An 18,930-nucleotide genomic window follows, 5' to 3' on the forward strand; every position below is an offset into this window, starting at 1 on the left:
GACACCTCACTCGTATGCGTAGTAGGTGTTGTTATCACGAGAAGAACGTTTGTTGAGGACGAGGCCGAGAAGTTGTGACCCGGTCCGTTCAAGTTGTTCTTTCGCCTTCAGGACGAGCTGACGATCCGAGTTCTCGCAACCGATCACGAGAATCGTCCCGTCGGATACGTTGGCCAACAGTCGAGCATCGGCGACGTGCATCATCGGAGGTGTGTCGACGATCACGATATCAAACTGTTCACGCAAATCACTCAGGAGGTCCGTCATGCGTGACGAGGCGATTAGTTCGGTCGGATTCGGTGGAATCGGACCGGCCGCCAGCAAGGTCAGACGCGGAATATCCGTTTTTTGGAGCGCGTGTTCGAGCGTGACGCGACCGGCCAATACGGTAGACAGTCCCGCATGTGCTGACAACTGAAACGTTTGGTGTGCCGTCGGTTTGCGCATATCACAATCGATGATGACGACATTTTTTCCGAGTTGCGCATAGACGACCCCTAGGTTTGCCGCCGTGGTCGACTTCCCTTCCCCGGACGAAGCGGAAGTGATCGTGATCATCTGTAACTTATGGCCGACGGACGTGAACTCCAGATTGGTCCGAATTGTCCGATATTGTTCAGAAATCGGTGACTTCGGATTCGCCAACGTGACGAGATCCCGTTTTTTATAATCAAGACGATTGGCGTTCTTTTTTCGACCGAACATGCGAAACGTCTCCTTTCACTTGGGGTGTCGCTTCTTTCACATTTTTCGTTTTCAAATCCCGGCGCTCGATTGTCGGAATCGATCCGATGACTGGCAAATCCAGCAACCGTTCCGCTTCTTGCTCATTCCGGATGCGTTTATCAAAGACGTGGCGTAATAGACCGATGAATCCCCCTAACAAGAATCCGGCGAATAGACCGATTGCCGTGTTGAGCAGTACGTTTGGCGAGACAGGCGCTTCCGGAATTTCGGCTGGAGATAAAATTCGAACGTTGTCGATGTTCATCAGATCCGGGATTTCAGAAACGAACACTTCACTGATCACATTGGCCGTTTCCGCTGCCACGACCGGGTCGTTCGCGGTGACGAACACATTGATGACTTGCGATTCCTCTTCACTTTCTACGGTGAGTGCATCCGAGAGCGGGTCTGGTGCGTTCGGCACCTGTTCTTTGACTTTCTCAAGAACAGCCGGGCTCTTCATGATGACGCGATACGTATTGACGAGTGAGAGCGAGGATAACACTTCCGAACTGTCTACGCGGTTGTCTTCTTGTTGTGTAACGAGTAGCACTTGTGTGGACGCCTCATATTTCGGCTGGATGAATGAAGTGCTCAAATAGTAAGCTAAGAGTCCGACGAGAACCATACTCACGAACATCCATTTCTTACTTTTCTTGAGAACTTCCACGAGATCGCCCACGATCGTCGTTTGTTCCTTCATGTTGGTTTCCTCCCTACAGACAGATTAAATGACCGAAATCAGGCGCAGGTTAACTGTAGTACCTTCTTACCCCCTTCATCTTGATAATTGAAAAGAAGGATTTATCATTTTTTCGCAACATCATGTCATGATGCCGTTCCGCTTTCTTCTTTTTCATTTCAGTCATTCATACAAAACAAAAAAAGCGAGGGACGAACTCCTCACTTTTCTAATACATGTTCATTCAACTTTCTCATATGATAGAATCCTCTTCCTTGTATGTAATAATATAGTGAACTACTCGCCACTTATTTGTTTCACAAATTGAAGTGGGAGCTTCTTGGGAAGACCGTACTTTTACTAGCCACGGTTGTTTACCAAGCTCGTCGGGCAGTCCCTGCCCTGAATGGTTGTCAGTCGGCCAACATCAATAGGTTGAGGCTCGCGTTGATGTCACGGTCATGATGCGCGCCACAGGCACACGTCCATTCACGGACATCCATCGCTTTCTTCTCGCCCTTTACTCCGCAAGTGGAGCAGATTTGAGTGGATGCGTACCAGGGGTCTGCCTTGATGAGTGTCCGTCCGTAGAAGTTTGATTTGTATTCGAGTTGACGAACGAACTCATGCCAGCTGACGTCCCCGATGGACTTGGCGAGCTTATGGTTTTGCATCATATCCTTCGACTTCAATGTCTCCACGACGATGACTTGGTTCTCGTCAACGATCCGTCTCGACAGCTTATGAAGGAAGTCCTTGCGTTGGTTGGCAATCTTTTCGTGTTTCTTGGCCAAAAGTAACTTGGCTTTTTCACGATTCTTACTCCCGATCTTCTTTCGCGACAGCGCCCGTTGCGCCTTGTTGACCTTCGCTTCGGACTTCCGGAGGAGTCGGGGGTTGTCGATCTTCTCCGAGACCATCGCGTCGTTCGTCATGACGGCGAAGTGTTTTAGGCCGAGATCGATCCCGACCTTGTTCTCGGCTGGAATCCATGGTGCATCGTCCTGTTCGACGAGGATGGAGACGAAGAACTTGCCTGTCTTGGTCATCGACACCGTCGCCGACCGGATGACGCCCTCGAACGGACGATGTTGTGTGAACCGCACGAACCCGACCTTCGGCAGCCGGACCTTGCCCGCCTCGATGCGGATCGTGCCATGCTGGTTGTTCGTCGTGTAGGAGGCGCGCGACCGCCGTCTCGATTTGAAGGCCGGGAAGCCGCCCGTCCCGGCGAAGAACTTCGCGAACGCGGTGTCGAGGTTCAGCTTCGCGTTCGCGAGTGCGAGGCTGTCCGCCTCGGCGAGGAACGGGAACAGGGGCTTGTAGGACGCGGGTGTCGCCGGTTTCCGTCTCGTCCCGGTCCCCGCTTTCGCCTCCTCGCGGATGGCGATGCGGTCCTCGAGCAGCTTGTTGTAGATGAACCGTGTGCAGCCGATCGTCTTGATGAGGAACTCGGCCTGTGCCGGCGTCGGGTGGAGCCTGTATTTATAGCCTTTCAGCATGTCCGTCCCTCCTCCCTTCCGAAGATCGTGATGTGTCCTCCTCATCCGATACCCATGGAGGGAGAGGAAGAATCTGACGGAATCACGAACTTTTGTTCGTCATATCTGTCACAGGGAGAGAAGAGTTTTGGGCCGGGCGATTCATCACCCACCTACGCCGGGCTTCGCCCCGAGACGCTTAGAGGAGGGAGAATTCTCGCCTGATTTAGTTAAAAAGATGCATTTCCAATGAGTACTTATTTTCCTTATCTTACTCAAAACTTATAAATGACGTGCCGATATCAAGTATAATCATATAATATAAATATTTTTACGAAAATAATATTGGAATACATAAAAATGAATATATTAAATTATTTCTTCCATATAGATGTAGATATTTATTAATAAAATGGGTAATTTACATTTATAGTATATATGCTAATTTTAAAGGGGCTACTTATGCGACAACTTGTTTTGCTTTCAGCAGCATTATTCTTAACATTAAGCGGATGTTCCAAGGAAACTCCACCTCTGAAGTCATATGACAGTAAATTCGCAACCGAATCATTCGTTCGAAAAAATTTATTGACCAAAGAAGGGCTCATTCGGACAAATGTTTCGGATCGACAACATGAATTTTTATCTGAATCTATCGGTCTTTATCTACTCTTTTTAGTAGACCAAAAGCGAGAGGACGAATTTGCCAATCAAATCGATATTTTTAAACACTATTTTTTAGATGAATCCAATTTAGTCAGTTGGCGCCTTGAACAAACAGGTGATGACATCACAGCAAGTCCGGTCAACGCATGGATTGATGACGCACGAATCATTCACGCATTATCGAAAGCAGCAGAAGTGTTTAACGAACCTACTTACGCAAAGTTAGCTGAAAAGATTTCGACAGCCCTTAAGACTAAAGGAGTAAAAGACGGTCTGCCCGTTGATTATGTGGATTTAACAACGAATGAAACAGGGGATGTTTTGACACTTAGTTATTTGGATGAAGCAGCTTTACGCTATATGCCTTCTTCAAACAATTTGTATCTTAATAGCAAAAAGCTCCTTGAAGAGGCACCTTTGCAAGGACCTTTTTTCGCAAAATCGTATTCAATGGCTGATCAAACGTATCATTTCGATGATGAGGTCAACATGATTGATCAATTCTATGTTGCCATTCGATATGAACAATTCAATCTGAATACTGACGTTTTTTATACCTTTATTAAAGAACAGTTCAATCAAGGTCTTGTTTACGGGCGATACGATCTTGACTCTAAAGAACCTGCTGTCAATTATGAATCGCAGGCCGTGTACGCATTAGCTATTTTTTATTTACTAGAACGTGACGAGAGGGAGTTTGCTGAAACAATCATGGAACATTTAAAGACGTTCATGATTTCCGATTCGTCATCTGAATACTATGGTGGATACATTGACGTAACGAATAAAGAAACCCATTCGTTTGATAATTTATTACCTTTACTAGCAGAAGGAGGACTTTTAGATGGATACCTCATTCCGTAAAACAAGTCTCATCAGTTTACAATTCGGTATTTTATTGATTGCTGTCGCTATATTATTTACCTACACTCCTGATTTAGGAAATGTACAGACTGAAGGCATTCTGCTACTCGCATTGGCCGTCTTTATAAGTTTGTTTGCAGGTATCCGTGCCGGTTTATTCTCTGCATTGTTCGTCCTATTCTTGTTTGGAAGTCTATATTTTTGGAACATGTTTTTTAGACCTGAAGACCAATCTTTCCTTTTTTCAGAAGCAACACTCTTTCATTTTGGTCTTTGGTTAATTGGTCTTGTCATTTTAAGTGGCAGTATTTATGAACGAATCAATCAATTGAGTCAAAACAATCTTGTATTACAAGAAAAAATAAGACGTCTTGTCGCAATCGATGATGAGACAGGACTGGATAATGAAGACCGATTCGAACTTGAACTTCAGTTAGAAATTGATCGAACGAACCGTCACGGCGAATCGTTTACCGTCCTCCTATACCAAATCGATCATTTTACTGAATTCAGAAAACTATATGGAGCCGATGAGTCCACTCGTTTCTTAGAGTTTTTTAGTGAACGTTTACACCAATCAACTCGAACAACAGATAAAAAATTTAGAATTTCTACTGAAGAGTTTGCACTGATTTTGCCCTATGCTTCTGAAGAAAACATGCAAGTTATATTAAATCGATTTAAACAAATGATTGGAGATTATGACATCAAGAACGGTAAAACGGTTTCTTTCACAAATCATATTGCTCACTACACTGTTACAAAAGAAGCGGGGATTCAATCCCCGGATGATGTTCTTGGTTTAATGAGAAATGAGTTGAAGAGTTATGCGCTATAAAGTGCTAATCCTCCTGTTTGCGTTAATTGCTTTTCCGCATGTTGCGCACGCAAACAGTCCAAACGTCACGATTGTTTATAGTTCCACCTCAAACGATGTGCCTCCAGAAATTTATAAACTTGATGCACTGATTTCTCGCTTTTCTGATAACATTCACATTCTTCGAGATACAGAAGTGACAGAGACTTCTTTTAAAAAGACGAGTCACCTTTTCTACTTTGGTTTAAATTCTGCAACGATTCCATCGGCTACTCGTAAACAAATCAATGAGTCGAACGCTGCACTTTATGGAATTGGGTTTAATGCAAATCAACTAAGAGCATTTGAAAAAATTGACGTAACTCGAATACAGGGTGTTTCAAAGTTCTATCAAGAACGGACTAATACAAGTTTGACATTCGCGTTAGCGGATACGGTTTTCTCTGTAAATCATCAAACGAAGAATGTACATGCACGTATTACACAAAAAGATAAAGAGTACCCGACAATCATCCAACTCAACGAGCATTTTTATTCCGGTATTTATAACTTATTAAATCGCTCTTCTTTACTCTTCGCCGATAGTTTGTACGACTTTTTTAAAGTAGAAGCAAAACAAGAACACCTCGGGTATATACGTCTAGAAGATGTTAACCCAAGTACGGACCCAAAATTACTTGAAGAAACTGGTAACTACTTACTTGATCGTAACATCCCCGTCCTATTAGCAGTCATTCCAGTGTATGTAGATCCAGATAGTGGACAAAACATTCACTTCAATAATCGTCCCAAATTACTGAATGTTATAAAGAACCTTGAAAAACGTGGAGCTTCGGTCATCTCCCATGGATACACTCACCAGTATCGCTCCTCTGAAACTGGTGAAGGTTTTGAATTCTGGGATGTCGAGAACAATCAACCCGTTCTCACACCTTCGGATGAGCAGTCAATTATTTTAAAACCAAAAGAGGCTTTCAGTAATACGAAGGACTATAACACCTATTTAAGTGATGTTTTAGAAGGAGAAGCATCCTACATTCAATCAAAATTAACGAAATCTATTCACGAGCTGGTTTCTTTAGGGCTTCATCCGCTAGGTTTTGAAGCACCTCATTATACGATGTCACATTCAGGATATCAGCTAACTGCAAATTATTTTTCAAACGTATTTGGTCAAATTCAATGGAGCAATACCGAATGGGAAGTTATGGGGATAACCCCTTACGTATCAAAACCTTCTTTATTACACGGGATGACTTTGTACCCTGAAACCATCGGGTATGTAAGAACCGACTTACCAAGACCAGTTGAAGAAATGCGTCGAGCTCGCGATGAATTACTGATCGTTCGAGAATCAATGATTGGAGGATTCTATCACCCGTATATCGGCATGGAACATTTGGCAGATCTTGTAGATATGATGGAATCTACACCTAACTTCCAGTGGTTAGATTTACGTGATCAAAATGAGTGGGTTCGTACAGAGGATGTGTCAATTCAAACCTCAAATGGAACGATGTCACTTCAAGACAATCGTTCTCCTGTATGGAGTCAGTTAAAGTTAAACATGCCAAACTCGTTTCTTGAAAAATCACTATGGGCTCTAGCTATCATCACGTTTACTGCCGTTTTGATGTTTTTAGCCTATACTCTCTATCTTCGCACGCAACGTAAAAAACGACTATTTAAGGAGCGTGGTTAATCATGGCAAATCTACTCTTTCTGTTCTCGCTCGTCATGATTTGGACGATGCTTCTATACCACATGTTTTTGATGCAAGGCGGGTTCTGGCACTTCATGACGTTTCGTGATCCAATCCCAGAATGGACAAAACATATGAAAGACTTACCAAAAGTATCTGTTCTAATTCCAGCTCACAATGAAGCAGTTGTCGTAGCAGCAACACTTCGAGCAATGTCTCGAATTGCCTACCCCCATGACAAACTTGAAGTTATTTTAATTAATGACAACTCTTCAGATCAGACCGGAGAAATTGCTAAACAGTTTGAAGAGAAGTTTTCATTTATCCATGTCGTACAAACGACACCTGCATATGCGGGAAAAGGAAAATCGTCTGCTTTGAACTATGGTCTGACCCAATCAACTGGAGATGTACTGGTTGTATACGATGCGGATAACACACCTGAAAAAGACAGTGTCTATTATCTTGTCATGGGTCTTTTGAATGATCCAAAAGCAGGAGCGGTCGTAGGGAAATTTCGTGTCACAAATGCATATGAAACATTGCTTACGCGTTTGATCAATATCGAGACCATCTGTTTTCAATGGATGGCACAAGCAGGTAGATGGAAGTGGTTTAACATTGCCACAATTCCTGGAACCAACTTTGCCATCCGTCGTTCCATTATTGAAGAGCTTGGAGGCTGGGATGAAGCAGCGCTAGCAGAAGATACCGAACTCACGATTCGGGTCTATGAACTTGGTTGGCATATCCGATTCTTCCCTGCCGCAATCACATGGGAACAAGAACCTCAAACGTTAAAAGTTTGGTGGAAACAACGGACGCGTTGGGCACGCGGAAATCAATACGTTGTTCTCAAATTCATGCGTCAACTATTTTCACTGAAACGAAAGAAAATCGTGTTCGATATCATTTACTTTTTTTTCACTTATTTTTTATTCTTCTTTGGCGTGATTCTGTCGAATAGTTTATTTGTGATTAATTTGTTTGTTGATATCGGTCTAGAAGTTGGAAATATCACATTAATTCTATGGATTCTCGCATTTTTACTATTTGTGACCGAAGTGTTCGTCACACTCAGTATCGAACGCTCCGAATTTAATGTGCAGAACTTTTTTACCGTTATTTTGATGTACTTCACGTACAGCCAATTATGGATCGTGCTTGTCATCTACTCGCTTTATCTCGAAACAAAACGCGTCTTATTTAATCAAGAAGTCAAATGGTACAAAACAGACCGATTCGACTGAATAGGAGGATATTATGAAACCTTACTTGCCATACTTACTAAGTTCATTCTTGATTTTATCTACAACTTCGGTTCAAGCTGCCACTGAACTTCGTTCGTCCTTATCCATTGATTCTGAAAATGGCGAAGGAGAGCGTATATTAACGACGGGAGATGACATCCTACCTGGAGAAACGTCCGCCCGTACTTATACTTATACGATGGTCGGCGATGAACAAGCTGGTTCGTCAAAGTATCTCTCGCTTGACTGGTTACATTCTGAGTTATTGATACCGCCTTCAGCGCTTACAATCGATATTGATGGTGAGCCCATCAAATCAGTAGCTTTGACAAAAAAATCATCTCAGGGAAATGTGAAAGTGCCGCTCCAAAACAAACATTTAACGAAGGGTACACATGAGGTCACTGTAAGGTTCACGGGAATTATCGAAGGGAGGATGTGTGACACAGGAAATACATCCGGAAGCTGGTTAACTGTCCGCCCTTCGAGTTTTGTCTCTGCAGGAAACAAAGCAGAACTTTCATTAAAGGACTACCCGAATCCGTTCACACAAACAACAAGTCAAAAATTGACCGTTGTGCTTCCAAGTTCACCGAGCGCAGCATCAATAGAGGCAGGACTTCTTCTATACAGACAGTTAAAAGGAGATGCGGCCGATTCAGATAATGTGTCGCTTCAATATGAACAACAATTAAAATCATTGGATGGCCGGTATGTTTTCGTAGGGCAGACTGATTCCTTCACGGGTCCTGTAAAAAACTTCATTCAAGAATTGAACGAACTACCAACAGGCGATGAAATCTTGCTGGAACAAGTCCGTCTCGTGAATAACGGAATATCTACCGAAGCCATGTTCGTTCTCGCTGAGAACGCAGATGCGTTTGAAGGGACACTAGACCATTTGCTACTCGTCCCACAGCGACAACAATTGAATGGCGAACGATTGACTCTAACGAGTGCACCAGTAATGCAAAAAAATGACAACATTATTGATTTACGTGCCCTCGGTGCATCAGACTTGATGTTGAGCGGTGGCCAAGCGGTTAGTCCGAACTACTTTTATCCGTTGCCTGTAATCGATAAACAATCTCAAGTAAAACTGGATTTACGTTTTAAAGCATCTGAGAATCTAGTGCCTGAACAAGAAGGGGGACTTCCTCCTGAATTGATTGCTTGGATAAACGGGGTACCCCACTCTATTCCTTTGACAAATACGGAAGAAGATAGTGAATGGCAGCAACATACTATTCAAGTCGATGCTTCCACGCTCCAAAAAGCTTCATTTTTAGATGTATCTTTTGAAGCAAATGGACTCCGCTCAGAAGCTCCATGCAATGCGAGTGACTTAGATCGCTGGATTTTTATTTCTAGTGAGAGCCAAGTAACGTTACCAACGAACAATGGGCAAGCGAATAATGAAGTATTCTTAAACATGGCTAGTCTTTTTTCAACGGATTCAGGTGTTTTATTCGTGATTCCTGATGATATGAGCAATCAATCACTTCAAAATATGGCCAGTGTGATGAATGGATTACCCGTCACTCCCTTAACAGAACAAGTCGAGTTTGTTCGTTCTAGCGAAGTAACTGAAGAAATGGTAACGAACCGTTCTGTATTCTTTATTGGAAATCCAGAGCAAAGTCCTCTCTTCAACGAACAAAAGAAAGATTGGATTATTACAACAGACAATCAAATTGATTTGTCTCAGTACGGGTTCGTCCCAGAAACTTCTTCGGAATATGCCTGGATACAACCATCTCCTTGGAACGAAGAGATGGCAATGATTATTGTTTCTACCCAAGATGATATTGACACTTCACTCATTCAAACACTCGCCTTTCCAAGTGAAACGTTTAATGTCGCTGTGAAAAACAAAAACGGTTCTATCTTTACGAATAGTTCCAGCATCACAAGCGAAAGTTCGGAAGGAAATACATCCGTAAATGCCCAATCCTCGCTTCCCGTTGATTCCAAGTGGTACTTCGTTGGATTCATTGTATTAATTGGATTGATTATTGTAGTTTTATTGTATATGCGTCGAAATAGAAAAACATTTTAAAACTACAAAAAGGACTGATATATGTCAGTCCTTTTTGTAGTTTATATTTTATAACAATTGAATAATCTGAGTTGAATCCAACTATATAATTGTTTATATATTTTTCTTAAAATAAAAAAATGTAAGCGTTGACATTTCGAATTGCTGCATGCTACATTTCAATTATCAAATAACAACTGAACGGTATCCTGCGCAGGAATGTTACCTTTAGTGGGCATAACCTGACTCGAGTCGGATGAATGACGTGATTTCACGTTCTTCGTTTGACATGGGTCAGGTTTTTTATTTGACGCAAACCAAAATTATGGGAAAAGGAAGGGAACGGACATGAAATATGAACAGCTCGCACGCGATATTATTCAACATATTGGCGGGAAAGAGAACGTCAATAGCGTCGTCCACTGTATCACCCGTTTGCGTTTCAAATTAAAGGATGAACAAAAAGCAGATACCGAAACCATCAAAAACATGGATGGGGTCGTCACGGTCATGAAGAGCGGTGGTCAATACCAAGTAGTCATCGGGAATCATGTACCAGAAGTGTATAAAGCCGTCGTCGAGGTCGGCGGATTCCAACAACAGTCTCCAATTGAAGAAGAGAACGCTCCAAAGGGATCGTTGTTCAGCCGTTTTATCGATATCATCTCTAGCATCTTCACTCCTGTGCTCGGCGTCTTAGCAGCGACCGGGATGATCAAAGGATTCAACGCCCTGTTCGTCGCACTCGGTTGGCTCGACAATACGTCAGGTACGTATCAATTGTTGAATGCCATCGGGGATTCGCTGTTCTACTTCTTCCCGATTTTCCTCGGCTATACGGCCATTAAGAAATTCGGAGGAAGTCCGTTTATCGGGATGGCCATCGGGGCGTCACTCGTCTATCCGACCTTATCGACGCTGACGGCTGGAGACCCTCTCTATACAGTCTTTGCCGGAACCATGTTCGAGTCACCGATTCATATCACGTTCCTCGGTGTTCCTGTCATCTTGATGACGTACTCGACTTCCGTCATTCCAATTATTATCGCGGCATTCTTTGCAGCAAAACTTGAGAAGTTCTTGAAGACTGTCATTCCAGACGTCATCAAAATGTTCATCGTTCCACTACTCACTTTGTTGATTGTCGTACCACTCACATTCATCTTGATTGGACCAATCGCAACTTGGGCAGGGATGCTTCTTGGTAGCGCCACGGTCGCTGTATATAACTTGAGCCCGCTCGTCGCCGGCCTATTCCTCGGTGGATTTTGGCAAGTGTTCGTCATCTTCGGTCTTCATTGGGGGCTTGTCCCGGTCGCCATCAACAACTTGACGTCACTCGGGGCTGACCCGATTCTCGCACTTGTGTTTGCAGCATCGTTCGCACAAATCGGTGCCGTGCTCGCAGTCTTCTTCAAAATTAAAAATCAAAAGATTAAAACGCTCACGATTCCGTCCTTCATTTCAGGTATCTTCGGTGTGACCGAGCCCGCTATTTATGGGGTGACGCTCCCCCTCAAAAAACCGTTCATCATGAGCTGTATCGGTGGTGCTGTCGGTGGTGGAATCATGGGTGTCATGGGTACACAAACTTATATCATCGGGGGGCTCGGTGTCTTCGGCTATCCGTCCACCATCTCGCCTGAAGGCATCACAACTGGTTTTTATGGTTCACTCATCGGAACGGCCGTTGCTTTCATCGTCGGGTTTGTCTTGACTTACCTCTTTGGCGGTGTCAATCAAGCAGCAACCGCGACACCACAATCAGAAGTTACACCGGTCGCCAAAGAAGTATCTGCGACAACTGTCGGTCAGGAACAAGTCGTTAGCCCGCTTCAAGGAACTGTCGTCCGTTTGAAAGATATCTCGGATGTCGCCTTCTCATCTGGTTCACTCGGTCAAGGTGTTGCCATCGAACCGACGCAAGGGAAACTGATCGCCCCGGTTTCCGGTACCGTGTCTGCCCTTTTCCCGACACATCATGCCATCGGGATCACAACGGAATCAGGGGCTGAAATCCTGATCCATATCGGTATGGATACCGTTCAACTAGAAGGGAAGCATTTCAAAGCGCACGTCACACAAGGTGAATTTGTCGAAAAAGGACAACTGCTGATCGAATTCGATATCGACGCGATCAAGCAATCAGGTCGTGCGTTGACGACACCTGTGATTGTCACGAACCGAAAAGCACTCTCACCAAACTACGCCTCACATGTCCAGACGGGCGATCCGATTTTCATCATCTAATGAATCAAGTGGGAGGATTTTTCCTCCCCCTAATATAGAAAGGATGGATACGATGAGTTTTCCAAAAGGATTTTTATGGGGTGGCGCCATTGCCGCCAACCAAGCAGAAGGCGCTTATGCAGAAGGGGGAAAAGGTTTAACCACCGTCGACTTGTTGCCGACGGGTAAAAAACGCTTCGATGTCATGTTTGGAGAATTGCCATCATTAGAACCTATGCCCGGAGAGTTTTATCCTTCGCATGAAGCGATTGATTTTTACCATCGCTACAAAGAAGACATCGCTTTATTCGCTGAGATGGGATTCAAGGCGCTTCGCCTCTCGATCGCATGGTCAAGAATCTTCCCGAACGGAGATGACGTGGAGCCGAACGAGGAAGGTTTGCAGTTTTATGATGATGTCTTCGATGAACTATTAAAACATGGGATTGAACCGGTCGTGACAATCGCTCACTTCGATGTACCTGTCAGCTTGATCAAAAAATATGGAAGCTGGCGCAATCGACGAGTCGTCGACTTCTTCGAGACATATGCGAAGACCCTCTTCACCCGCTACAACGGTAAAGTGAAGTATTGGATGACGTTCAACGAAATCAATATGCTACTCCACCTCCCATTCATTGGAGCGGGCATCGTGTTCGAGGACGGAGAAGACAAGCAACAAGTGAAATATCAGGCGGCCCATCATCAACTCGTCGCGAGTGCGAAAGCCGTCAAAGCAGCCCACGAAATCAATCCTGATCTACAGGTGGGTTGTATGCTTGCTGCTGGTCAAACGTATGCCTATTCGTGTAACCCGAATGATGTGTTAGATGCAATGGACAAAGACCGTGAATCGTTCTTCTTCATCGACGTCCAATCACGTGGAGAGTACCCGGGATATGCCAAACGATATCTCGAGGAGCAAGGTATTACGCTTCAGATAGAAGAAGGTGACCTCGAACTGTTGAAAGAGCATACGGTCGACTACATCGGCTTCAGCTATTATGCAAGTCGGACGACGAGTACGGATCCAGAGATAAACCAGTCGACCGAAGGAAACATTTTCAGTTCACTTGAGAATCCGTTCCTCGAGAAATCGGAATGGGGCTGGACGATTGACCCGACCGGTTTCCGGATCACGGCGAACCAACTGTATGACCGCTATCAAAAGCCGCTATTCGTCGTCGAGAACGGACTCGGTGCCGTCGATACACCGGATGCGACCGGATATGTCGAAGACGATTATCGCATCGACTATATGGCGAAACATATCGAACAGATGCACGAGGCCATCAAGGACGGTGTCGACATCATCGGCTACACAAGCTGGGGTCCGATTGACTTGGTGAGTGCGTCGACCGGTGAGATGAAGAAACGCTACGGCTTCATCTATGTCGATAAAGACAATGAAGGCAACGGGACGCTCACACGTTCCAAGAAAAAGAGCTTCGATTGGTATAAGCAAGTGATTGCGACGAACGGAGCGGACGTCAGTACTCCTGTTCAAACTACTAAATCTTGATTGAAAAGGAGGCAACCGACTTAAATCGGTTGCCTCCTTTTTGAATGGTAGTGATGAATTCATTCCACCCCAAACCGATACACCGTCCGCGAGTGATACAACTCACCCGGTTTCAGTTCGATTGAGGTTGCGATGTCTGGATGGTTTGGGGCATCTGGGAACGCCTGGGCTTCGAGACAAATTGCGCTATGTTTCTGTCGACCGTCGAGCGTCACCGGTGTCTCTTCACTCAAGAAATTCCCTGTGTAGACGACCATGACCGGTTGATTCGTTTCGACCGTCATCGTCCGTCCGCTCACCGGGTCGTGCAATCGAATCGGTTCATCCTTTAAGATAAAAGGATGGTCAAGACCGCTCGCCCGTTCAATCGCCTCGTCTCCTGACACGAGCGCCTCTCGGACCGCTTTTCCGTCTCGGAAGTCAAACGGTGTCCCGCTCACATCACGCAACTCTCCTGTCGGCAGCGAATCCGCGTCGAGCACCCCGACCGAATCGGCTGGTAGCGTCAGCTCATGGTCGTGGATGGTCGGGCGTCCGCCAAGATTGAAATAGTTGTGATGGTTCAGGTTGACCCACGTCAGTTGGTCTGTTTCCGCCGTCATCGTGACAATCAGTTCATTGTGATCCGTCAGTTCGTACAACACTTTGAAGAAGACGTTGCCGGGATACCCTTCTTCTCCGTCCGGGCTGAGATATGTGAACTGGATACACTGTTCGTCCGCATCCATCTCCCAATAACGGGACGTGATGCCTTTCTCGCCTCCGTGAATATGATGGGGCGCCTCGCTTGGGGTCAAGGCGACACCCTCAATCTCTGCGTCACGAATCCGTCCGGCAATCCGCCCTACGATTGACCCGAGATAGACCGGATTTTCTAAGTATTGTGAGACGTCCCCGTATTTCAAGATGACCGAGTCTAGGTTTCCTTCCCGGTCCGGGGCCGTCAGTTCCGTCATCGCACAACCATAATCGATGGCGGATAGTATCATGCCATTGGCGTTTTGAATCGTCGCTTGTTTCATGCCATCACCCATCCTATCAAGTCATTGCCTATCGATTCCCTCATCTCGAACGACTTACACCTACGTCATCTTGGCGACAGGCTATGAATACCTTCCACAAACCGCTTCGCAATCTGTTGCGGTCTTGTGATGGCGCCACCGACAACGACTGCATATGCTCCGAGTTCAAGGACACGCCGCGCGTGTTCCGGTGTGATCACATTCCCTTCCGCAATAACAGGAATCATAACAATCTGCACCATTTCCCTTAAAAATTGAAAATCATTTTCATACACTTTTTTGCCAGCTGTCTCCGTGGTATACCCGTAGAGCGTCGGTGCGACGACATCGAAGCCTAACTGTTCGGCACGAACTGCATCTTCTAATGTGGCGCAATCTGCCATAAAATATTGATTCGGATACTTCTCTTTTAATAATGGAAAGAATGTGGAGATTGTCGAACCGTCCGGGCGTTGACGTTGTGTCGCATCGAGTGCAATCAAATCCACACCTGTTGATACGAGCGCATCGACTTCTTCCATCGTCGGTGTAATGTAGACATCCGAACTATCGTATTCCCGTTTGATAATTCCGATGATCGGTAAATCGACGACAGCTTGAATCGCCTGAATATCTTCGATTCCGTTCGCACGAATTCCACTCGCCCCACCCTCTTTTGCAGCGATGGCCATGCGGGCCATGATGGTCGAACCGTGGAGCGGTTCATCCGGGAGTGCCTGACAAGACACAATCAGCTGGTTTCTTAATTGTTCAATCATTGGGTTGCTCCTCCAAACTCTAATCGGCATTCGAACATACGATTCCAAGGTGCCGATGTGTTGAATGTCCATGTTTCTTTGAAAGAATGACGGATTACATGTCGCGCCACTTCCGTCATTATCTGATCGCGCTCTTGTGAAATCACTGCTGCATGTCCGCTTAAATCGAAATAGTTGGCTCCGTACCCCGGTAACACGGTATCGGTCATCTTCATCCGAACTTTCGCTTGATAGACGAAATCGTCAAGGACGTGATAGAGAACGTTCTCGCGAATTCGCTCTCGTTTCCCGATTTGGGCAAACACTCCTTGCGCAAGCGTCGTTCCGAGCGTGTTCCCGTTTGTGTTCCAGCCTTTGTAAGAATCCAACTGCTCAAGAAGATTCAAATCATCAAGCCACATGATCAACTCTTGATCCCCACCGTTGGCATAGGCACTGTCGGCGATTATGACTCGTTTCCCTTGCGTAAGCGCAGATTCGATTTGGGTGACGAACTGGCGCATGTGACGAAAACTCGTGTACGTCACATCACGCTCGTCTTGATCCCACGATTCCTGCATCACACGTCCGGGAACATTGTAGGCGAGCATTAGATCCGCATCTTCCATCCGCTCCGCAACCTTCAAACCGATCGCATCAAGGTGAGCATACATGCTTTCGATGAACGGTCGGTCCTCATACATCGGGATTAACGTCGGACCGAGGACACTACTCCAAATCGGATACACACGCGGCGCTATTCCTCGACGGTCCAAAAAGGCCCGAGCGACCATCGTCGCTCCCACTTCGTCCGCTCCCGGATACATATGGACCTTCGTGAAGACACGCTGCTCTTGAATTTGTCTTAATACGTCCGTCTGGTCAATCGATGTATAACCGTATTCGGCACTGTCGTCTTGCGGGATGAACAACCGCTCGATGACCCCGTCCTCAACGAGTTGAATCATCGCCTCGTTGATGGATTGGTTGAAGGCACGTCTCGTCTCGTAATCCACCACATGCTCAGTCGGGATCAACTCGTTCAAGTTCGCGAGTTCGTCCTGTCCCTCCATGGTCAACCCGTCCCGTTCGTCCCGGTCCTGTAACCAGGCGCGTCGATAAATCTCCGCACCAAATTGTCCATAATAGTCAGGTTCTTCGTCATCCGAACTATACTTCGGCGTACGCATGATCATCGTCGCGACATAGAGCGGTGCCTTCGTTTCACTCTGAAGTGTCCGTATCCACTCGATGAAGGTATCCCGGTCCGCGTCTGTCATGTGATGAAGGCGTGACGGCAACAGGCCGCCATAGCAAAGCATGTCCGCGCTGAGGACGAAAGCGTCGCAGTCGCTGATACCTTGCACCCATTCCCGCATACCAAATTGGTCGGCTGCTTCTTTTTTGTATCCATATAAATGATCCGGTGGCGTGAGCAGCGTCACTTCATCGGTCACCCCGACAATACGTTGCACCACATCGACATTACATGGTCGTTCATCAATCGGTACATATACGATCTTCATCGTCACACCTCAAATCGTCTCACTGCTCGGCTCTTCCACCCGAACCGTGTGCGTGATGACATCTAATAGATAAAAGAGGGCCACTTCCCGAATGGAGGTCACATTCGCGTTTTCTGTCGAAGCGACGGTCAAGCGGACATCGGAGACTGAGAAGAGTGGTGAATCACTCTGTGTTGACAGACCGACCGTGACGGCACCAATCCGTTTCGCGTGTGTCAATCCGTCGATAACCTCCTCACTGTAGCCATCGCGACTGAGCCCGATGACGAGTGTCTCTGGACGAATCGCCCGTTTCGACAATTGAATCGCTTGCGCGCCCGAGAATCCGTCCGTCATGACACCGAACTCGAGGAGTTTCGTCTTGATGGCGGGTAAGAGCGGTGACCACTCATCCGTCGCGTATAAAACGACCTGGTTCGTCGATTCAAGCACTTCCTTCAGTCGGTTCATCGCTTTTTGATCGTACAACGACTCGTATTTCTTCATCATCATGAAGTACGCTTCATTGATATCATCGAGCCCATCGATATTCGAGGGACCGTAGTAGCGATTGCTGACGGTCGCCTCTTTGGCGAGTAGGCGCAATTTGTTATATGACCCGAATTCGAGCTTTTGACAAAAACGGGTGATTGTCGCTTCCGAGACGTTGATCTGACGAGACATTTCCGTAATCGTCTTGTTCGGAACGGCCTCGAGGTTCTGGATGATAAAGTCTGCGACGAGCTGCTCCCGCTTCGTGAAGCGATGATGGTTCGACTCGATGATCGTCGTGATGCTACGGAGTGGTCGCATCGATTCCTGGAGCAAAAAGTGACGAAGCGCCCCGATCATGCCCGCGTTGTTCAAGTTCCGGGCAATCTCGATTGTCGTCTTCTCCAAGATGGCCGGGATGATGTCGGCAGCCAGTTGCTTCATGATGCGAGGATACAGGTAGTCTTTTTGCGCCGTGATCCCGCCACCGATGATGATTTTTTCTGGGTTCATCATATACGTCACCGTCGCGATCCCTTTTGACAAGTAATAGACGAGGCGGTCGATTTCTTCGATGGCGATTGGATTGCCCGCATGTGCCATCTCAAACACGTCTTTCCCGTTCAGTTCCGTCTGTTCCGTTCTCGCTTCGACACGTTCGATGAGGACACGCGTCGACGCCAATTCTTCGAACGCATATCCTTCGATTGGGATATATCCGATCTCGCCCCCACTGAAGCTATGCCCAGTATGGAGTTTGTTGTCGAGAATGTAACTGCCTCCGATTCCTGTTCCGATCGTCAGACAGAATAAGCTTTTCGCTCCTTTACCGCTCCCAATCCATGACTCGGCCAGTCCGGCACAGTTCACATCGTTTTCGACCTCGACCGGCAGACTAAACGTCGCCTCTAACGTTTCTTTTAGTCGCGTGCCCGTGTAGGCCGGAATCAACTTCGAAGCATAGACGACGACCCCTTCTTTCGAATCAACTTGTCCTGCCGTCGAGATGCAGATGCCTTGTACGTCGTGACGAGTCTGCAAATCGCGGATGAATCCCGTCACCTTCTCTAAAATGTGAGCCCCGCCCTGGTTAGCCTCGGTCATACTCTCGTGCTTTTCGATAAAGATCGCATCTTCCGTCAACACACCGTACTTGATAAACGACCCGCCAATGTCGAGCGCTACGAATTTTCTCAT

14 protein-coding genes are annotated in these 18,930 nt (G+C 46.2%); 7 read left to right on the forward strand and 7 right to left on the reverse strand.

The window, feature by feature from the left end; translation table 11 throughout:
* Positions 1–6 precede the first annotated feature (6 nt).
* From F3H97_RS09305 to tnpB, 3 genes are all read right to left on the reverse strand, one after another.
* A complete protein-coding gene (locus F3H97_RS09305; RefSeq protein ID WP_196431191.1) occupies positions 7–705 on the reverse strand; it encodes a CpsD/CapB family tyrosine-protein kinase in 699 nt (232 codons plus the stop codon).
* Positions 671–1,429, reverse strand: a complete 759-nt coding sequence (locus F3H97_RS09310; protein WP_196431192.1) for a YveK family protein — start codon at positions 1,427–1,429, stop codon at positions 671–673. Before F3H97_RS09310 ends, F3H97_RS09305 begins: the two co-directional genes overlap by 35 nt.
* 392 nt (positions 1,430–1,821) lie before the next feature.
* Entirely contained in the window at positions 1,822–2,910 is a 1,089-nt protein-coding gene (gene tnpB, locus F3H97_RS09315) for an IS200/IS605 family element RNA-guided endonuclease TnpB (protein WP_196431193.1), read from the reverse strand.
* A gap of 441 nt (positions 2,911–3,351) precedes the next feature.
* On the opposite strand from tnpB, the gene F3H97_RS09320 reads away from it, so the two are divergent.
* The 7 genes from F3H97_RS09320 to F3H97_RS09350 all read left to right on the forward strand — a co-directional run bounded on the left by F3H97_RS09320 (position 3,352) and on the right by F3H97_RS09350 (position 13,977).
* Complete coding sequence (locus F3H97_RS09320; RefSeq protein ID WP_196431194.1) at positions 3,352–4,419, forward strand: hypothetical protein; 1,068 nt, start codon at positions 3,352–3,354, stop codon at positions 4,417–4,419.
* Entirely contained in the window at positions 4,400–5,257 is an 858-nt protein-coding gene (locus F3H97_RS09325) for a GGDEF domain-containing protein (RefSeq protein ID WP_196431195.1), read from the forward strand. The genes F3H97_RS09320 and F3H97_RS09325 overlap by 20 nt, the downstream gene beginning before the upstream one ends.
* Entirely contained in the window at positions 5,247–6,938 is a 1,692-nt protein-coding gene (locus tag F3H97_RS09330) for a DUF2334 domain-containing protein (RefSeq protein WP_196431196.1), read from the forward strand. The genes F3H97_RS09325 and F3H97_RS09330 overlap by 11 nt, the downstream gene beginning before the upstream one ends.
* Positions 6,939–6,940: 2 nt before the next feature.
* On the forward strand, positions 6,941–8,188 hold the full coding sequence (locus F3H97_RS09335; protein ID WP_196431197.1) for a glycosyltransferase family 2 protein: 1,248 nt from the start codon (positions 6,941–6,943) through the stop codon (positions 8,186–8,188).
* A gap of 13 nt (positions 8,189–8,201) precedes the next feature.
* The gene (locus F3H97_RS09340; RefSeq protein WP_196431198.1) at positions 8,202–10,247 is read left to right on the forward strand and encodes a hypothetical protein; all 2,046 of its coding nucleotides are present in this window, start codon (positions 8,202–8,204) and stop codon (positions 10,245–10,247) included.
* Positions 10,248–10,574: 327 nt separating this feature from the next.
* Entirely contained in the window at positions 10,575–12,476 is a 1,902-nt protein-coding gene (locus F3H97_RS09345) for a beta-glucoside-specific PTS transporter subunit IIABC (protein WP_196431199.1), read from the forward strand.
* 43 nt (positions 12,477–12,519) lie between these two features.
* Positions 12,520–13,977: a 6-phospho-beta-glucosidase gene (locus F3H97_RS09350; protein WP_304999662.1), complete on the forward strand. Its 1,458-nt coding sequence runs from the start codon at positions 12,520–12,522 to the stop codon at positions 13,975–13,977.
* Between the two features lie 59 nt (positions 13,978–14,036).
* Here the strand turns inward: F3H97_RS09350 and F3H97_RS09355 are convergent, their stop codons facing one another.
* The 4 genes from F3H97_RS09355 to F3H97_RS09370 all read right to left on the reverse strand — a co-directional run bounded on the left by F3H97_RS09355 (position 14,037) and on the right by F3H97_RS09370 (position 18,930).
* Positions 14,037–14,999: an aldose epimerase family protein gene (locus F3H97_RS09355; protein WP_196431201.1), complete on the reverse strand. Its 963-nt coding sequence runs from the start codon at positions 14,997–14,999 to the stop codon at positions 14,037–14,039.
* Positions 15,000–15,064: 65 nt separating this feature from the next.
* Positions 15,065–15,757 carry an N-acetylmannosamine-6-phosphate 2-epimerase gene (locus tag F3H97_RS09360; RefSeq protein ID WP_196431202.1) on the reverse strand — a complete coding sequence of 231 codons (693 nt, stop codon included), beginning with the start codon at positions 15,755–15,757 and terminating at the stop codon, positions 15,065–15,067.
* A complete protein-coding gene (locus tag F3H97_RS09365) occupies positions 15,754–17,262 on the reverse strand; it encodes a DUF4127 family protein (RefSeq protein WP_196431203.1) in 1,509 nt (502 codons plus the stop codon). The genes F3H97_RS09360 and F3H97_RS09365 overlap by 4 nt, the downstream gene beginning before the upstream one ends.
* 9 nt (positions 17,263–17,271) lie before the next feature.
* Complete coding sequence (locus F3H97_RS09370) at positions 17,272–18,930, reverse strand: ROK family protein (protein ID WP_196431204.1); 1,659 nt, start codon at positions 18,928–18,930, stop codon at positions 17,272–17,274.

This window comes from Exiguobacterium sp. SRB7LM, assembly GCF_015712685.1.
GTDB lineage: Bacteria > Bacillota > Bacilli > Exiguobacteriales > Exiguobacteriaceae > Exiguobacterium > Exiguobacterium profundum.